This is a genomic window from Pseudarthrobacter sp. alpha12b, assembly GCF_054130495.1.
The window spans coordinates 468617-483906 of record NZ_CP196746.1; the positions used below are offsets into that span (position 1 = coordinate 468617).

A 15290-nucleotide genomic window follows, 5' to 3' on the forward strand; every position below is an offset into this window, starting at 1 on the left:
TCTTGCCATGACGGTTACCGTCGCCCGAACCACCATCCCTGAACACGGAATCGTCCGCTACGCCTCCATCGGGGGACTGGAACTTGAAGCCGGCGGCTACCTGCCGGACGTCACCCTGGCCTACGAAACCTGGGGGACGCTCAACGCGGACGCCAGCAACGCCATCCTGGTCGAGCACGCACTGACCGGCAGCACCCACGTGACCCGCGGCGACACCGACGAAGAAGGCTGGTGGGAGCAGCTGGCCGGCCCCGGCGCCCCCGTGGATACAAACCGTTTCTTCGTGGTGTCCGTCAATATCGTGGGCGGCTGCTATGGGTCCACCGGCCCCTCCTCACCGGCCCCGGATGGAGCGCCGTGGGGCTCGAGGTTCCCCCTGGTCACGCTGCGCGACAGCACCGCTGCGGAGGCCCGGCTGGCAGACCAGCTGGGCATCAAGAGCTGGTTCGCAGTCCTTGGGGGATCCATGGGCGGCGCCCGGGCCCTGGAATGGGCCGTGATGTACCCCGAGAGGGTGCAGCGCTGCGCCGTGATCTCGGTGGGGGCCGCCAGCACGGCCGAACAGATTGCCTTCGCGCAGGCCCAGACATTGGCCATCCGGCAGGACCCGAACTTCAACGGCGGCGACTACTACGGCGGTCCAAGCCCGGAAGAGGGGCTCGCGCTCGCCCGGCGCATCGCCCACATCACCTACCGGTCCGCCGCGGAACTGGAAGGCCGCTTCGGCCGCTCACCGCAGGCGCCCGAGTCGCCCCTTCAGGGGGAAGTTCTTGCCTCCCGGGGCCGCTACCAGGTGGAAAGCTACCTGGACCATCAGGGCAACAAGCTCGTGAAGCGCTTCGACGCCAACAGCTATATCGCCCTGACCGAGGCGCTGATGAGCCACGATGTCTGCCGGGGACGGGGCTCCCTTGCCGAAGCATTGGCCAAGTCCACGGCACGGTTCTTTGTGGCCGCCGTCGACTCCGACCGGCTGTACTTCCCGTCGCAGTCCCATGAGCTGGCCCAAGCGCTGCCCGGCGACGTGGATGTCCACCTCATCCAGGCGCCAATCGGCCATGACGGGTTCCTGACGGAGATTGGGCAGCTGGGCGGCCAATTGCGCAGCACCTTCCTGGCCTAGCGGGGCACGCCCCGGGGCGTCGAGCCACGTCCAGCGCAGGAAGAAACAGCTGCATGTGCATTCCTGCAGATGCGTTCTGCACTAATCGGCGTTGAGGTTGCACCGCCAGCAGACCATACTCAATCGAATCCGGCTTTCGTGGTGTGCATCACACCCGTCTGCCATCGACTGGTCCCCGTGGTGTCGACGACGATGCCGAAGGAGTTCGCATGAGTACGGAAAGCTCCGCCGCAAGGCGTACAGAGGAAACCGACGTCAAGGCCTCAGGCCTGAAGAAGGTGGTTACGGCGTCCATGGCCGGAACCGTCGTGGAATGGTACGAGTTCTTCCTCTACGCGTCGGCTGCCACCCTGGTGTTCGGAAAGGCCTTCTTCCCCAACGCCGGCACCGAACTGGACGGCATCATCGCCGCCTTCCTCACCTATGCCGTCGGCTTCGTTGCACGCCCCATCGGCGGCATCGTCTTTGGCCACTTCGGCGACAAGTTCGGCCGGAAGAAGCTGCTGCAGCTGAGCATCATCCTGGTGGGGGTCTCCACCTTCCTCATGGGCTGCCTGCCCACATTCGCGCAGATCGGCTACTGGGCGCCCACGCTGCTGGTGGTCCTCCGGTTTGCCCAGGGCTTCGCGGTGGGCGGGGAGTGGGGCGGCGCGGTCCTCCTCGTGGCGGAGCACAGCCCCAGCAAGTCCCGTGGCTTCTGGGCCAGCTGGCCGCAATCGGCCGTGCCGTTGGGCAACCTCCTGGCCACGGCCGTGCTGTTCGTCCTGTCCTCCACGCTGACCCAGGACGCGTTCCTGGGCTGGGGCTGGCGCGTGGCGTTCTGGCTCTCAGCCGTCATCGTCCTGATCGGTTACTACATCCGCACCAAGGTCAACGACGCCCCCATTTTCCTGGAGGCCCGCAAGGAGGTGGCGGAGGGCCACAAGGGCTATGGCGTGGCTGAAGTGTTCCGGCGCTACCCGCGCGGCGTCTTCACCGCCATGGGCCTGCGTTTCGCTGAGAACATCCTCTACTACCTTGTAGTGACGTTCTCCATCACCTACCTGAAGACTGTGGTGCAGGCCGATACCACCCGCATCCTCCTGCTGCTGCTCCTCGCCCACGCCGTCCACTTCGCCGTCGTGCCCATGGTTGGCAAGCTGTCGGACCGCTTCGGCCGCAAACCCGTCTACATGGCCGGAGCCATCATGGGCGCCACCTGGGGTTTCTTCGCCTTCCCCATGATGGACACAAAGAGCGACTTCATCATCCTGGCCGCCATCATGATCGGCCTGGTGTTCCACGCCTTCATGTACGCCGGGCAGCCCGCCATCATGGCGGAAATGTTCCCCACCCGGATGCGCTATTCCGGGGTGTCCCTGGGCTACCAGGTGACGTCCATCGTGGCAGGCTCCCTGGCTCCGATCATCGCCGCGTCGCTCCTGGGAACCTATAAGTCCTCCGTCCCCGTGGCGGTGTACCTGCTCATCGCGTGTGCCATCACCGCCGTCGCGGTTTTCTTCCTGAAGGAAACCCGGGGCATCTCGCTGCACGACGTTGACGCGGCCGACGCCAAGGGCACTGCCGACCTGCTCGCGGCCAGCAAGAAGTAAGCCCATGAAAGCCGCCGTCCTTTATTCCACCGTTCCCGCTGCCCCCACTGCCGCGGGCGCTGCGGGGAAACAGACCTACTCCGAGGCCCGGCCGCTGCTGGTGCAGGAACTGGAGCAGCCGGAGCCGCGTGCCGGGGAACTGGGAGTTTCCATCACCTATTCGAGCCTGTGCCACTCGGACCTGTCGGTAGTGGACGGTTCCCGCGTCCGGCCTCTTCCCATGGCTTTGGGCCACGAGGCGGTGGGGCGCGTGGTGTCCGTGGGCGAGGGCGTGTCCGATGTATCCGTGGGCGACCACGTGGTGCTGGTTTTCGTGCCCAGCTGCGGGCACTGCCGGGCATGCCTGGCCGGACGGCCTGCACTTTGCCACCGGGCAGCAGAGGTCAATGGCTCCGGCGACCTGCTGCACGGGCCTGCGCTGTTGCGGACCCCGGCGGGGGAGCGCATCAACCACCACTTGGGCGTTTCCGCCTTCGCTGATTACGCGGTGGTTGCGCGGGAATCAGTGGTGGTAATTGACGACGACGTGCCGGACACGGTCGCGGCGATGTTTGGTTGCGCCGTGCTCACCGGAATGGGTGCCGTGCTCAACACCGCGGGCCTCAGCCCGGGGCAGTCCGTGGCAGTTTTCGGCCTCGGCGCCGTGGGCCTGTCCGCCGTCATGGCAGCGCGCCTCGCCGGGGCCGCCAGCGTGATCGCCATCGATCCAAACCAGGGCAAGCACCAGTTGGCCCGCGACGCCGGGGCTACGTCGGTTGGAACGCCGGAGGACGCAGCCGGGCTGATCGCGGACGCCGCCGGCGACGGCGTGGACGTCGCCATTGAGGCTGTCGGCTCCGCCGGCGTCATCGCCTCCTGCCTGGAACTGTTGACGCGGGGCGGCGCGGTGGTCTCGGTGGGCCTGCCCCACCCGTCCGCAGAGCTGACGGTGCCTGCCTTGCAGTTTGCCGGGGCCGGCAAACGGCTGCTGGGCTCCTACATGGGCGATGCCGTTCCTGCGCGGGACATCCCCAGGTACCTTGGGTACTGGCGGGAGGGCAGGCTGCCGGTTGAGTTGCTGCACACGGACACCCGGCCACTGAGCGAGATCAATGAGGGACTGGATGCCCTGGCCTCCGGGCAGGTGGTCAGGCGGCTTTTCCGGGCCTGACTCTTCCGGAAGGAAGGCCTAACCGGCCAGCAGCCCGGAGCGCTCCTGCACTTCCTCTTTCAGTGCCGCAATCACTGCCTGCACCCGGGCTGAGCGGAGCGACTCGGGACGTGCAACGGCCCAGATGGGGAGCTGGCGTTCAAAGTCGGCCGCCAGGACGGGCACGAAATCGGCGCAGTCTCCCACTATGAAGTTGGGCAGCAGCCCAATGCCGGCTCCTTTTCGCACCGCCTCCACCTGCGCGAACACGCTGGTGGCCTGGAAGCTGGTCCTGGGCGTCGGAAGCTGCGCTGACCACCGCGGCCCAAGCTCTTCGACCTGGAGCGCAGACTCGACATAAGAGACAAACGCGTGCTGCTTCACGTCGTCGAGCGTTTCCGGCAGGCCGTGCCGGGCTGCATAGCCGGGGCCCGCATAAAGGCGCAGGTAGTAGTTGCTCAGGAAGATGGTTTGTGCGGTGCTGATATCGGCCCGGCCCACCACAATCTCAAGGTCCACGCCGGACCGGTTCTGGCTGACTTTGCGGGTGGCGCTCAGCATTTCAATGTTCAGCTGCGGGTTCTGCTGCTGGAGCCGCACCAGCGACGGGGTGACGAACACAGCACCCACACCGTCCGTGGTGGCGACGCGGACCAGGCCGGCAAGCGCGCTCTGGTCCGGGCTGATCAGCCCGGACAGCGAGCCAAGCGTGGCCTCGATCGTCTCCGCAGCCTCCACTGCGGCGGCGCCAAGCTGCGTCAACTCCCAGCCGTGCGGGCTGCGTTCCAGGGTACGGCCGCCCAGCTGCTTGTCAAGGGCCAGGATCCGGCGGGAAATGGTGGTGTGGGTGGTTCCGAGGGTTTCTGCCACCGCGTTGAACCTGCCCAGGCGCGCCACGGTCAGCAGGATGAGCAGGTCGTCGGGGCTTGGCAACCGTTTCGCGTCCACGCATGGCCTTTCCTTCTATGTGCAGCAATGCACAGGGCGTCTGTGAATTTTTCCCTTGATTGCACTCTAGCAGGGTGTGATCCTAGACACAGACGTGTCCGGCAGCAACGCCGGAACGGAAGCAAAGGAGCTTACGCATGGCAGTTATCGGTTGGATCGGGCTTGGCAATATGGGCGGCCACATGTCCGTCAACCTGGTGAAGGCGGGGCACGATGTGCGCGGTTTCGACCTCAATCCCGCGGCGCTGGCAGCCGCTGAGGCGGGCGGCGTCAAGCGCGCGGCCAGCATCGCCGAAGCCGTGGACGGCGCGGACGCGGTGTTCACCATGCTGCCCAAGGGCGAGCACGCCCGCGCGGTGTATCTCGGCGAGGACGGGGTCCTGGCGCACGCGGACACCCGCACGCTGCTTGTGGACTCCTCCACGATCGACATCGCCTCGGCGCAGGAGCTGCACGACGCCGCTGCTGCCGCCGGCTTCCGCTTCGTGGACGCCCCGGTCTCGGGTGGCATGAGTGGCGCCGAGGCCGGAACACTGACCTTCATGGTGGGCGGTGAAGAGGGTGCCGTGGCGGACGCTTCGGGCTACATCGGCCCCATGGCCGGCAACATCATCCCCACCGGCGGGCCCACCACCGGGCAGGCGGCCAAGATCTGCAACAACCTGATGCTTTTCATTAACCTCGCCTCCACCGCCGAGGGCGCGGTCCTCGCGGACCGGCTGGGCCTGGACAAGCAGGTCTTCTGGAACATTGCCTCGGTCTCCTCGGGCGATTCGTGGGCGCTGCGGACCTGGTACCCGGTGCCCGGGGTGGTTCCCACCGCCGCTTCGAACAACGACTTTGCGCCCACCTTCACCACCGAGCTTGCAAACAAGGACATCGGACTGGCCATCAGCGCCGCCGAAGACACCGGCACGCCGCTGGAGATCGGCCGGCACGTCCAGCAGCTGTTCCAGCAGCTCATCGACGCGGGTGCGGCCGGCAAGGACTGCTCCATGATCATCAAACTCGTGGACGGCTCGCTTGAGCCGGCCACGCGGACGCCGTCCGCCCAGTAGCCCGCGTAAGCCACCGCACGAAAAGAGACTCCCTTGGAAACCATCCCGCATTACATCAACGGCGCCCGCGTCAGCGACGCCGACCGCTTCGGCCCCGTTTACAACCCCGCCACCGGCGAACAGGAAAAGCAGGTGGCCCTCGCCTCGGCGTCGCGGACGGAGGAAGCCATCGCGGCAGCGCGGGCCGCGCTGCCCGCCTGGCGGGCTACCAGCCTGGCGAAACGGACCACCATCTTCTTCCGGGTCCGCGAAATCCTGACCCAGCGCAAGCCGGAGCTCGCCGCGATCCTCACCAGCGAGCACGGCAAGGTCCTCTCGGACGCAGAAGGCGAGATTGCCCGCGGCCTGGAGAACATCGACTTCGCCACCGGACTGTCCCACATGCTCAAAGGCGAACGCTCGGAGCAGGTAGCCGGCGGCATTGACGTCCACTCGGTCCGCCAGCCGGTGGGCGTGGTGGCCTGCATTACCCCGTTCAACTTTCCGGCCATGGTGCCTCTCTGGATGATCGGCAGCGCCCTGGCCTGCGGCAACACCGTGCTGCTGAAGCCCAGCGAGAAGGATCCGTCGGCCGCCGTCTTCATCGCCGAGGCCTTCACCGAGGCGGGCCTGCCGCCCGGTGTGCTGAACGTGGTCCAGGGGGACAAGGAAACGGTGGACGTCCTGCTGGAGCATCCCGACGTCAAGGCAGTGAGCTTCGTCGGCTCCACCCCCATTGCCAAGACGATCTACCGGCGGGCGGCGGAGCATGGCAAGCGGGTGCAGGCCCTGGGCGGCGCCAAGAACCATATGGTGGTGCTTCCCGACGCCGACCTGGAGATGGCTGCCGACGCTGCGGTGTCCGCGGCCTACGGTTCGGCGGGCGAACGCTGCATGGCCGTCAGCGTCCTGGTGGCCGTGGGCAACATTGCCGACGACCTGGTCAAGGCGATTTCCAGCCGCATGGCAAACCTGAAGATCGGTGCTGGAACCGACCCCGCCTCCCAGATGGGCCCGTTGATCACTGCCGAGCACAGGGACCGCGTGGCCTCCTACGTTGCCGGAGCGGAAGGCGAAGGGGCCACGGTGGTTGTGGACGGGCGCTCGCAGCAGTTCGATTCGAAGGGGTTCTTCATCGGCGTCAGCCTGGTGGACCACGTCAAGCCGGGCATGAAGGTGTACGACGACGAAATCTTCGGCCCCGTCCTGTCCGTGGTCCGCGTCGATACCTACAGCGATGCCGTGCAGCTGGTCAATGACAACGAGTTCGGCAACGGTACGGCCATCTTCACCCGTGACGGCGGGGCGGCACGGCAGTTCGAGTTCGACGTCGAGGCAGGCATGGTGGGCGTCAATGTCCCCATCCCGGTCCCGGTGGGCACTTTCTCGTTCGGCGGGTGGAAGAACTCGCTGTTTGGCGACACGCACGTGTACGGCCCCGACAGCATCCGGTTCTACACGCGGGGCAAAGTGGTGACCACCCGCTGGCCGGATCCTTCCATCTCCGTGATCGACCTGGGCTTTCCGCAGGTGGACTGAGTAAAGGTGCATTAAGCAAAACAGGTCGGGGACCGCAAAACCGGTTCCCGACCTGTTTGACCATCACGCTTGCTAGCCGTTCATGATGTCTCCGCGGCGCTTCATGTACTCCTCCATGGACAGCTCACCGTTGCTGTACTGCTGGTCCAGCTCCGTGAGTTTCCGGGCCCGGAACCCTTGCGGTGCCGACGGCGGCGGGGGCGTGGCAGGACCGGAAGGCTGTTCCGGTCCCTGCTGCTGGTAGGGCTGCTGCTGGAACGGAGGTTCCTGCGGAGCGCCGTAGCGGGGGTCGGTCATGGGCGGCTGCCCGTACTGGTAGGGCACCGGCGGCTGGTCCTGCTGGCCCGGCCGGCGGAAGCCGCCGGAGAAGTAGTCCTGCTGGGTGTAACCGTCGCGGGGCTGGCGGTTCTGCGGCCTGGCCGAGCCTGGGAACTGGCCATAACCCGGGTACTGGTCGGACCCCGGATATTGGTTCGAACCGGGGAACTGGCCAGGCCCGGAAAACGGCCCGGGCAAGCCCTGGTCCCTGTCCCGCCGTGCCATGGAGCGCCGGTATGCCCGCATGGCCATGGGGACAACGAAGGACAGGATGATGATCCAGAAAAACAAGCTGCTCACGGTGCCGCGCCTCTCGAGTGTTGTCCTTCCAGCGTAACCCCGGCGGCCCTACCGGCGGCTGGGTTCTGAGGTTCCCAACGGACCCTCGCCGGATCCCAACGGAACGCCGGGGCCAAAGACGGGACCCGGCGTCGGCCGTTTTGCCGTGATGCCGTCGCCGGAGGACTGGTGGCGCAGCCGGCGCAGCACCCACGGCACGAAGTATTCGCGCGCCCACACGAAGTCCCCGCTCCTGGCCTCCCGCCAGGTCCGCGGCGGCAGTGGCTTGGGCTGAAGCGGTTCCAGGGAATGCTGCACGTTCAGCGCATCCAGCACCATCGCCGCAATGGTGTGGTGGCCCAAGGGGGAGAAGTGCAGGCGGTCCTGGTCCCACATCTGCGGGTCGCTCAGCTGCCGCAGCGACCACATGTCGGCGATGACGGCGTCATGGCGCGCTGCCACCGTCCGCAGGTTCTCGTTGTAGATGGCCACCTTGCTGCGGATCCGGCCCAGCACCGACGAACCTGTATCCGGGCCGTTGAACAACACCACCGTGGCGCCGCCCATGGACAGGATCTGGACCACGGAATCGAGTTTCTCGGCCAACGCGTCAGGGTCGCCGCCGGGACGGATCAGGTCGTTGCCGCCGGCGGACAAAGTCACCAGGTCCGGCTTCAGTTCCAGGGCGGGCGCGAGCTGCTGGTCCACGATCTGCTGCAGCAGCCTGCCACGGACGGCAAGGTTGGCGTAGGCGAAGTCCGGCTGGGTGCGGCCCAGCTCTTCGGCCACGCGGTCGGCCCAGCCGCGGTGGCCGCCGGGGCTTGAAGGCTCGGGGTCGCCGATGCCCTCGGTGAAGGAGTCGCCCATCGCCACGTACCGGGTCCAGGGGTGGGAACCGGGGTGCACGGAGGGGGTCTGGATGGCACTTGCGTCAGTCACGGTCCTATCCTGCCTTCCGCTTCGCTGCCTACGCGAACGTAGGTTGCTACTTTCCGGTAACTGTAAGAATGGAAACCATGACAGACGCCGAAGTATTTCCTGCCCCCGTTGTCCTGTGGTCCCATCCGGAAGACCAGCGTGCCGGCAAGCCGCTGCTGGTGCTGCTCCACGGCTACGGCGCCAATGAACAGGACCTGCTCAGCCTCGCCGACATGCTGCCCGGGGACTTCGCCGTCGCCTCAGTGCGCGCGCCCATCGCCATGGGCCCCGGCTTCACGTGGTTCCCGCTCACGGCCTCCATCGACTACTCGCTGGACCGGGTCAAGAAGGCCTCGGCCTACGTGCTGGACTGGATCGACACCATCAGGGTGGGCCACCCCTCCGTCTCGCTGCTTGGCTTTTCCATGGGCATGGCCATGGCCACCACGCTCCTGCGCCAGCGGCCCACCGACTTTGCCGCCGTCGTGGGACTCTCAGGCTTCGTGGTGGACGCCGGCGACGACCCCACTTTCAAGGACGCCGAGCTGGACGGAACCGTCCCCATGTTCTGGGGCCGCGACCAGCAGGATCCCGTGATCACCCAGGACAAAATCGAATTCACCATGGGCTGGGTGCGCAGGCACGTCAAGCTCATCAAGGTGCTGTACACCGGCATGTGGCACGGCATCAACCAGCAGGAGATCGGGCACGTGGGGGAGTTCCTCACCCACGAGGTGCTGAACAAGTAGGCGGACGACGGCGGCGCGGCGGCCTGGGAGGCCGGCCCGCCGCCGGCCCACCGGAGGTCAGCCCTCCGGTGCCACCACCTTCACCGAGTGGCCGTTGACTGTGACGATGTCGCCGTTGTGCAGCTGGCGGCCGCGGCGGTCATCGATTTCGCCGTTGACCTTGACCAGCCCGTTCTTGATGAGCTCCGCCGCCTCCACCCCGTCCTCCACGAGGTTGGCGAGCTTCAGCAGCTGGCCCAGCCGGATCATGCTGTCGCGGATGGGGACGTCGTCAATGGGGTTGCTCATACAGCAATAATGCCTGAACTAAGGTGGATTCAATGACCTCCCCTTCGCGCCTGCCGGTACTCGCAGGCCTGCCCTTGGCCGTGGGTTCCGGCCTCGCCATCCCCGTCCAAGGGCGCATCAACGGGGCCCTGGGTGCCCGGCTTAATGACGGAATCGCCGCCGCGGCCGTGAGTTTCAGCACAGGCCTGCTGGTTATGATCGTCATTTCGCTGGTCCTGCCACGCGGCCGGGCCGGCTTGGCAAGCATCCTCCCTGCGGTCCGCACGCGCGCCTTTCCCCGCATCTACGTCGTGGCCGGTGCCATCGGTGCGCTGTTCGTGTTTGCCCAGTCCTTCACCGTGGGCATCCTCGGAGTGGCACTCTTCACGGTGGCCACCGTCACCGGACAGACCGTCAGCGGTCTGCTGGTGGACCGGCTGGGAATTGGCCCGGCAGGAAAGAAATCCGTGACGGGCATCCGCATCATCGGCTGCGTCCTGACCATCGCCGCCGTGGCCTGGGCCGTTTCACCCCGGTTCAGCGGCGCAGGGGCCGGCTCCGAAGGCGGCCCGGGTGCATTACTCGTTCCCGTCCTGCTGCCCGTGGCGGCAGGCTTCCTCATGAGTTTCCAGCAGGCCATGAACGGCACCGCCACCGTCCATTACGGCACCCCCATTGCCGCGACCCTGGTCAACTTCGTGGCCGGCTGTACGGTGCTCTGGGTGGCGTTGGCTGCGAAGCTGGCCGTGGCGGGCCCGGCCAATCCGCTGCCCGCGGAGTGGTGGTACTACCTGGGCGGACCCATGGGCTGCGTCTTTATTGGTCTGGGTGCCCTCCTGGTCCGCAGCCTGGGCGTCCTGGTCACCGGGCTGGGCATGATCGCAGGCCAGTTGCTCGGTTCGCTGGCCCTGGACCTTGCGCTGCCTGCCCCGGGAACCGTCGTCGCTCCCGCCACCGTCCTGGGGACCCTGCTGACGCTCGGCGCCATCATCCTGGCAACTCTGCCCTGGCCGCGGGGCGCGCTGCGCAGGCAGCGGCCGGTACGCTAGGACTCAAGCTTTCCCACCACCTTCCTTCATCCGCCCCGACCCGCTGCCCGCTGTGCCCCGGCATACGGCAGCCGGGGCCTGACAACCGCGGACCGCACCCAGCGGCCCTGTAGAAACTGGAGTTACCCCATGGCAGCAAAATCCGTCCTCGACCAGGTCATTTCCCTCTCCAAGCGGAGGGGCTTCGTGTTCCAGGCCGGTGAGATCTACGGAGGTTCGCGTTCTGCCTGGGACTACGGGCCCTTGGGTGCGGAGCTGAAGGAAAACATCAAGCGCCAGTGGTGGCAGTCCATGGTCCGCGGCCGCGAGGACGTGGTGGGCTTGGATTCCTCCGTGATCCTGCCCCGCCAGGTATGGGAGGCCTCCGGCCACGTGGAGGTCTTCTCCGACCCCCTGGTGGAGTGCCTCTCCTGCCACAAGCGCTACCGCGCTGACCACCTCGAAGAGGAATACGAGGAAAAGAAGGGCCGCCCGGCGGAGAACGGCCTGAAGGACATCGCCTGCGCCAACTGCGGCACCCGCGGCCAGTGGACCGAGCCGCAGGAGTTCTCCGGCCTGCTCAAGACCTACCTGGGACCTGTCGCCAACGAGGAAGGCCTGCACTACCTGCGCCCCGAAACCGCACAGGGCATCTTCGTGAACTTCAACAACGTCCTCACCACCTCCCGGAAGAAGCCCCCGTTCGGCATCGGCCAGATCGGCAAGTCCTTCCGCAACGAGATCACGCCCGGAAACTTCATCTTCCGCACCCGTGAGTTCGAGCAGATGGAAATGGAGTTCTTCGTGGAGCCCGGCACTGATGAGGAATGGCACCAGTACTGGATGAAGGAGCGCATGGCCTGGTACACGGGCCTGGGCATCCGCGAGGAGAACCTGCGCTTCTACGAGCACCCCAAGGAAAAGCTCAGCCACTACTCCAAGGGCACCACGGACATCGAGTACCGCTTCGGCTTCCAGGGCTCCGAATGGGGCGAGCTGGAAGGCATCGCCAACCGCACCGACTTTGACCTTTCCACCCACGCCAAGGCCTCCGGTACGGACCTGAGCTACTTCAACCAGGCCACCAACGAGCGCTACACCCCGTACGTCATTGAGCCCGCGGCCGGCCTGACCCGTTCCTTCATGGCGTTCCTGGTAGACGCCTACACCGAGGACGAGGCCCCCAACGCCAAGGGCGGCGTGGACGTGCGCACTGTGCTGAAGCTTGATCCGCGCCTGGCTCCGGTCAAGGCCGCCGTGCTGCCGCTGAGCCGCAACGAGGACCTGTCCCCGAAGGCCAAGGCCCTGGGCGCGCAGCTGCGGAAGAACTGGAACATCGACTTCGACGACGCCGGCGCCATTGGCCGCCGCTACCGCCGCCAGGATGAGATCGGCACCCCGTTCTGCATCACCGTGGACTTCGACACCCTCGAGGACCAGGCCGTCACCATCCGCGAGCGGGACACCATGAGCCAGGAACGCGTCTCCCTGGACAAGGTGGAAGGCTACCTGGCCGCCCGCCTGATCGGCGCCTGAGCATGGCCATCGAATACCGCGAATGGCGGGACGGCGACGACCTGGCGCTGCTGGAAATCTGGGGCGACCCGGACACCGCGCAGGCCCGGCAGTTCCGTGGCGCCCTCGCCGTGTCCTCCAACGGCAGGGACGGCATGCCATGGCGCCGCTGCATCGTGGCGGAAGACGTCGTTGACGACGTGGGCATTCCTGTGGCTGCCGGCGTCGTCTATGAAGCCTCGCTGCACCCCGAGCGCCTGTGGACGTACATCGAAGTGGCGAAGGACCACCGGCGCGAGGGCATCGGTGCCAGCCTCCTGACCATGCTGCGGCGCGAAGCCGAAAACGCGCCGTCGGGCGTCACCAAGCTCCGCGCCAAGGTGGAACCCGGCACCGCGGGTGCCGCGTTCGCTGAAGAGTTCGGGCTGGCGCCGATCCAGCGCTCCCGGCTGGTCATCGTGGAACCCGGAGCCCTGAAGCTGCCCGTCTTCCCGGACAAGGACCACGGCGGCCGCCCCATTGACGGTGAAAACGCCGGTTCAGACATCGTGATGGACCTGGCCACCGGCTCAGTGGAGCTCACTGACGTGGTGGGCCGCTACTACACCTCCATCCACGGCTGGGACTCCCCGGGGGTCCTGTCGGTGGGGCAGGTGCAGAAGCTGTTCCTGGACGAGCTCACCGGCGCCCACGGCGCAATCGTGCTGCGGGCGCAGCCGGAATCCGCGTTTGGTGCCGGTGTGACGCCGGGCAGGAAGGGCCGCATCCGGGCGTTCGCGGTCAGCTACGCCGCCCCTGCCGGCCCCGACGACGCACCCCATGCGGACGCTGCCGGGAGCGCGGGACCGGACACGCCCACGGACGTTTTCGTGGGCCACGAGCCGGCACTGGCCGATGACGATGCGGCCGAGGCTGTCCGGGACATGCTCGCCCTGATCGCCTACCAGCACCCGGTCATGCTGGAACTGGACGATTCCATGACCGCCCTGCGCGCCGCCGTCGAGCCCCTCCTGGACAGTGGCAAAGCCCGGCTGGCGGGCGCCGAAACCCTGGTGGTCTCCGACTAGGGCACTTCCGGCCCACTGCATCGCGCCACGTGCCGTTCCCGGACGGCACGTGGCGCCGTCGTTTAATCCGGCTACTTGGTGCGGGGAGCACGACGGCGGCCCGCGGCTGCGTCAGCCGCGTCCAGCAGCTGCCGCTCGGCATCGGTGGGGGCGCCGCCGCCCAGGTGCGCCGGCACCCACCATGCCCCGGGTTCCGGCTGGAGCGGAAAGCCGGCGATGCAGTGGTCGATCCCGGACTGCAGGGTGCTGCGCAGCATGTCGGTGGCCGCCTCCACGTCAACGTCCGCCGGAAACATCAGGGGCTCGGCCACATGGACCCGGATGGGCGCCCGCCAGCCGCGCCGCAGGGAAAAGCCGTGCCCACGGGTCAACACCCGGTGGGCGCCCCAAATGGATACCGGAATGACCGGGACGCCTGCCTCCGCGGCCATCCGGACGGCCCCGGTCCGGCATTCGCGGACAGTAAAGCTCCTGCTGACCCCCGCCTCGGGGAACACCGCCAGGTATTCCCCGTCCTGCAGCTTGGCCACCGCAGCCGCGTAGGCGTCCGAGCGGTCCGCATACCCCACCACCACATGGCCGCTGGCGCTGATGGCTGGGCCGGCAAGCCAGTGGTCCGCCGCGCCCTGGTGGACCAGGAACCGCAGCTGGGCACGGGCACGTCGCCACAGGAGCAGCTCGAGCACGGCAAAATCCACGTAGCCGAAGTGCGTCACGGCAAAAACCGCGCCGTCACCGGGGGCAGCTTGCCGGGATGGTCCGCCCGGAGGTTCCTGTGCGGGCAGGTGCTCCAGGCCCGTGGCCCGGATGTCCAACTGCAGGGCCCAGCGCAGGAACTGGCCCGTGCGGACGATCAGCCGGTAGAAGCGGTCGTTGGACGGGGGACGCCAGGGCACGGGAACGGAACCTAGAGGGTGACGTGGACGGAAGACTCGGGAAGCAGTTCCGTGAAGGCGCGGGACGGCTGGATGCCGGCGCCCGTGCTCTCGGTGAAGGACTTGATGACGAACCCGGTAGCGAGGGTCTGCCACACGCGGACTTTCCGGAGCATGAAGTGGCCCACGCCCCTGAGCGACACGTACTGCATGCTCGCCGCGTCCGCGGACGCCCGGCGGGCGAAGGCAAGTGACTGCGAGGGACTGGTCATGTGGTCAGTGGTGCCATGGATGATCAGGACTTTCCTCCCGGCGACGTTGGCGGCGGGAGTTTCCGGGCTCAGCCAGGGGGCAAGCGCCACCACGGCCTCCACCTGGGGGTGGTCTGCTGCGCACACGGCGGTCAGCCCGCCCATGGAGTGGCCCAGCAGGAAGACGGGAACGTCGGGGTGGCGTTCGGCGATCTGCTGCAGGGCCCACCTGGCGTCCTGCAGCGGGGACATGTCCGGGCCGTTCCAGCCGCGGACGCTGTTGCGCAGGGACCACACGGCGAGGCCGTGTTTCCGGCCGGCGCGGTGCAGGTGCCTGGCGAACGGAACCATCCGGGCCGGGCTCAGGTGCCGGGCCTCCACCGGGTCCCGGCTGTGGGCCCTGCCGCCGTGCAGGACCAGGACTACGCCCTTGGTGTCACTGGATGCTTCAAGGACGCTCAGGACGGGTTTGTGGGCGGGAGCAACTGGGACCTGCCCGGCCCGCACCGTCCCGTTGTTTGCTGTCCCACTGCTGCCGGCCCCACGCGTACTCCGGTTGTCCATGCCTGGCTCCTCCCCATCCCGATGGTCCATTTATAAACCCTATGGCGCCCCACGTAGAGTTCAACCATGAGGTTGTACTGCTGATGGGCGC

General features: G+C 67.2%; 15 protein-coding genes. 9 read left to right on the plus strand and 6 right to left on the minus strand.

Going from position 1 to position 15290, the window contains the following annotated elements:
* Window positions 1-7 precede the first annotated feature (7 nt).
* The 3 genes from metX (at window position 8) to ACTAQI_RS02020 (ending at window position 3865) form a co-directional block, all read left to right on the plus strand.
* Entirely contained in the window at window positions 8-1123 is a 1116-nt protein-coding gene (metX, locus tag ACTAQI_RS02010) for a homoserine O-acetyltransferase MetX (protein WP_457949208.1), read from the plus strand.
* A 209-nt stretch (window positions 1124-1332) separates the two neighbouring features.
* The gene (locus ACTAQI_RS02015) at window positions 1333-2715 is read left to right on the plus strand and encodes an MFS transporter (RefSeq protein ID WP_457949210.1); all 1383 of its coding nucleotides are present in this window, start codon (window positions 1333-1335) and stop codon (window positions 2713-2715) included.
* A gap of 4 nt (window positions 2716-2719) precedes the next feature.
* On the plus strand, window positions 2720-3865 hold the full coding sequence (locus ACTAQI_RS02020; RefSeq protein WP_457949211.1) for a zinc-binding dehydrogenase: 1146 nt from the start codon (window positions 2720-2722) through the stop codon (window positions 3863-3865).
* A gap of 18 nt (window positions 3866-3883) precedes the next feature.
* Here the strand turns inward: ACTAQI_RS02020 and ACTAQI_RS02025 are convergent, their stop codons facing one another.
* Complete coding sequence (locus ACTAQI_RS02025; protein WP_457949213.1) at window positions 3884-4792, minus strand: LysR family transcriptional regulator; 909 nt, start codon at window positions 4790-4792, stop codon at window positions 3884-3886.
* Between the two features lie 137 nt (window positions 4793-4929).
* Between ACTAQI_RS02025 and mmsB the strand changes: the two genes are divergently transcribed.
* Complete coding sequence (gene mmsB / locus ACTAQI_RS02030) at window positions 4930-5850, plus strand: 3-hydroxyisobutyrate dehydrogenase (RefSeq protein ID WP_457949214.1); 921 nt, start codon at window positions 4930-4932, stop codon at window positions 5848-5850.
* Window positions 5851-5883: 33 nt separating this feature from the next.
* The gene (locus ACTAQI_RS02035) at window positions 5884-7368 is read left to right on the plus strand and encodes a CoA-acylating methylmalonate-semialdehyde dehydrogenase (RefSeq protein WP_457949216.1); all 1485 of its coding nucleotides are present in this window, start codon (window positions 5884-5886) and stop codon (window positions 7366-7368) included.
* 72 nt (window positions 7369-7440) lie between these two features.
* Here the strand turns inward: ACTAQI_RS02035 and ACTAQI_RS02040 are convergent, their stop codons facing one another.
* Together ACTAQI_RS02040 and ACTAQI_RS02045 are read right to left on the minus strand one after the other, a co-directional pair.
* On the minus strand, window positions 7441-7986 hold the full coding sequence (locus ACTAQI_RS02040) for a hypothetical protein (protein WP_457949217.1): 546 nt from the start codon (window positions 7984-7986) through the stop codon (window positions 7441-7443).
* A 48-nt stretch (window positions 7987-8034) separates the two neighbouring features.
* On the minus strand, window positions 8035-8904 hold the full coding sequence (locus tag ACTAQI_RS02045; protein ID WP_457949219.1) for an SGNH/GDSL hydrolase family protein: 870 nt from the start codon (window positions 8902-8904) through the stop codon (window positions 8035-8037).
* A 77-nt stretch (window positions 8905-8981) separates the two neighbouring features.
* Here ACTAQI_RS02045 and ACTAQI_RS02050 point away from each other — a divergent pair, with 77 nt between their 5' ends.
* A complete protein-coding gene (locus ACTAQI_RS02050; RefSeq protein WP_457949220.1) occupies window positions 8982-9632 on the plus strand; it encodes an alpha/beta hydrolase in 651 nt (216 codons plus the stop codon).
* Between the two features lie 57 nt (window positions 9633-9689).
* On the opposite strand, the gene ACTAQI_RS02055 is transcribed toward ACTAQI_RS02050, so the two are convergent.
* On the minus strand, window positions 9690-9920 hold the full coding sequence (locus ACTAQI_RS02055; RefSeq protein WP_457949221.1) for an RNA-binding S4 domain-containing protein: 231 nt from the start codon (window positions 9918-9920) through the stop codon (window positions 9690-9692).
* Between the two features lie 32 nt (window positions 9921-9952).
* Between ACTAQI_RS02055 and ACTAQI_RS02060 the strand changes: the two genes are divergently transcribed.
* From ACTAQI_RS02060 to ACTAQI_RS02070, 3 genes are all read left to right on the plus strand, one after another.
* Complete coding sequence (locus tag ACTAQI_RS02060; RefSeq protein WP_457949222.1) at window positions 9953-10948, plus strand: DMT family transporter; 996 nt, start codon at window positions 9953-9955, stop codon at window positions 10946-10948.
* A 129-nt stretch (window positions 10949-11077) separates the two neighbouring features.
* Window positions 11078-12463, plus strand: a complete 1386-nt coding sequence (locus ACTAQI_RS02065) for a glycine--tRNA ligase (RefSeq protein WP_306631838.1) — start codon at window positions 11078-11080, stop codon at window positions 12461-12463.
* Window positions 12464-12465: 2 nt separating this feature from the next.
* The gene (locus ACTAQI_RS02070) at window positions 12466-13509 is read left to right on the plus strand and encodes a GNAT family N-acetyltransferase (protein ID WP_457949225.1); all 1044 of its coding nucleotides are present in this window, start codon (window positions 12466-12468) and stop codon (window positions 13507-13509) included.
* 71 nt (window positions 13510-13580) lie between these two features.
* Here ACTAQI_RS02070 and ACTAQI_RS02075 read toward each other — a convergent pair whose 3' ends face one another.
* Both ACTAQI_RS02075 and ACTAQI_RS02080 read right to left on the minus strand, forming a co-directional pair.
* Window positions 13581-14405 carry a lysophospholipid acyltransferase family protein gene (locus ACTAQI_RS02075; RefSeq protein ID WP_457949227.1) on the minus strand — a complete coding sequence of 275 codons (825 nt, stop codon included), beginning with the start codon at window positions 14403-14405 and terminating at the stop codon, window positions 13581-13583.
* A gap of 11 nt (window positions 14406-14416) precedes the next feature.
* The gene (locus tag ACTAQI_RS02080) at window positions 14417-15199 is read right to left on the minus strand and encodes an alpha/beta hydrolase (protein WP_457949228.1); all 783 of its coding nucleotides are present in this window, start codon (window positions 15197-15199) and stop codon (window positions 14417-14419) included.
* Between the last annotated feature and the right edge of the window lie 91 nt (window positions 15200-15290).

Coding starts and splice junctions, on each gene's coding strand:
- ACTAQI_RS02020 (WP_457949211.1), top strand. CDS start 2,720: ATGAAAGCCGCCGTCCTTTATTCCACCGTTCCCGCTGCCCCCACTGCC.
- ACTAQI_RS02050 (WP_457949220.1), top strand. CDS start 8,982: ATGACAGACGCCGAAGTATTTCCTGCCCCCGTTGTCCTGTGGTCCCAT.
- ACTAQI_RS02070 (WP_457949225.1), top strand. CDS start 12,466: ATGGCCATCGAATACCGCGAATGGCGGGACGGCGACGACCTGGCGCTG.
- ACTAQI_RS02060 (WP_457949222.1), top strand. CDS start 9,953: ATGACCTCCCCTTCGCGCCTGCCGGTACTCGCAGGCCTGCCCTTGGCC.
- metX (WP_457949208.1), top strand. CDS start 8: ATGACGGTTACCGTCGCCCGAACCACCATCCCTGAACACGGAATCGTC.
- ACTAQI_RS02015 (WP_457949210.1), top strand. CDS start 1,333: ATGAGTACGGAAAGCTCCGCCGCAAGGCGTACAGAGGAAACCGACGTC.
- ACTAQI_RS02080 (WP_457949228.1), bottom strand. CDS start 15,199: ATGGACAACCGGAGTACGCGTGGGGCCGGCAGCAGTGGGACAGCAAAC.
- mmsB (WP_457949214.1), top strand. CDS start 4,930: ATGGCAGTTATCGGTTGGATCGGGCTTGGCAATATGGGCGGCCACATG.
- ACTAQI_RS02065 (WP_306631838.1), top strand. CDS start 11,078: ATGGCAGCAAAATCCGTCCTCGACCAGGTCATTTCCCTCTCCAAGCGG.
- ACTAQI_RS02055 (WP_457949221.1), bottom strand. CDS start 9,920: ATGAGCAACCCCATTGACGACGTCCCCATCCGCGACAGCATGATCCGG.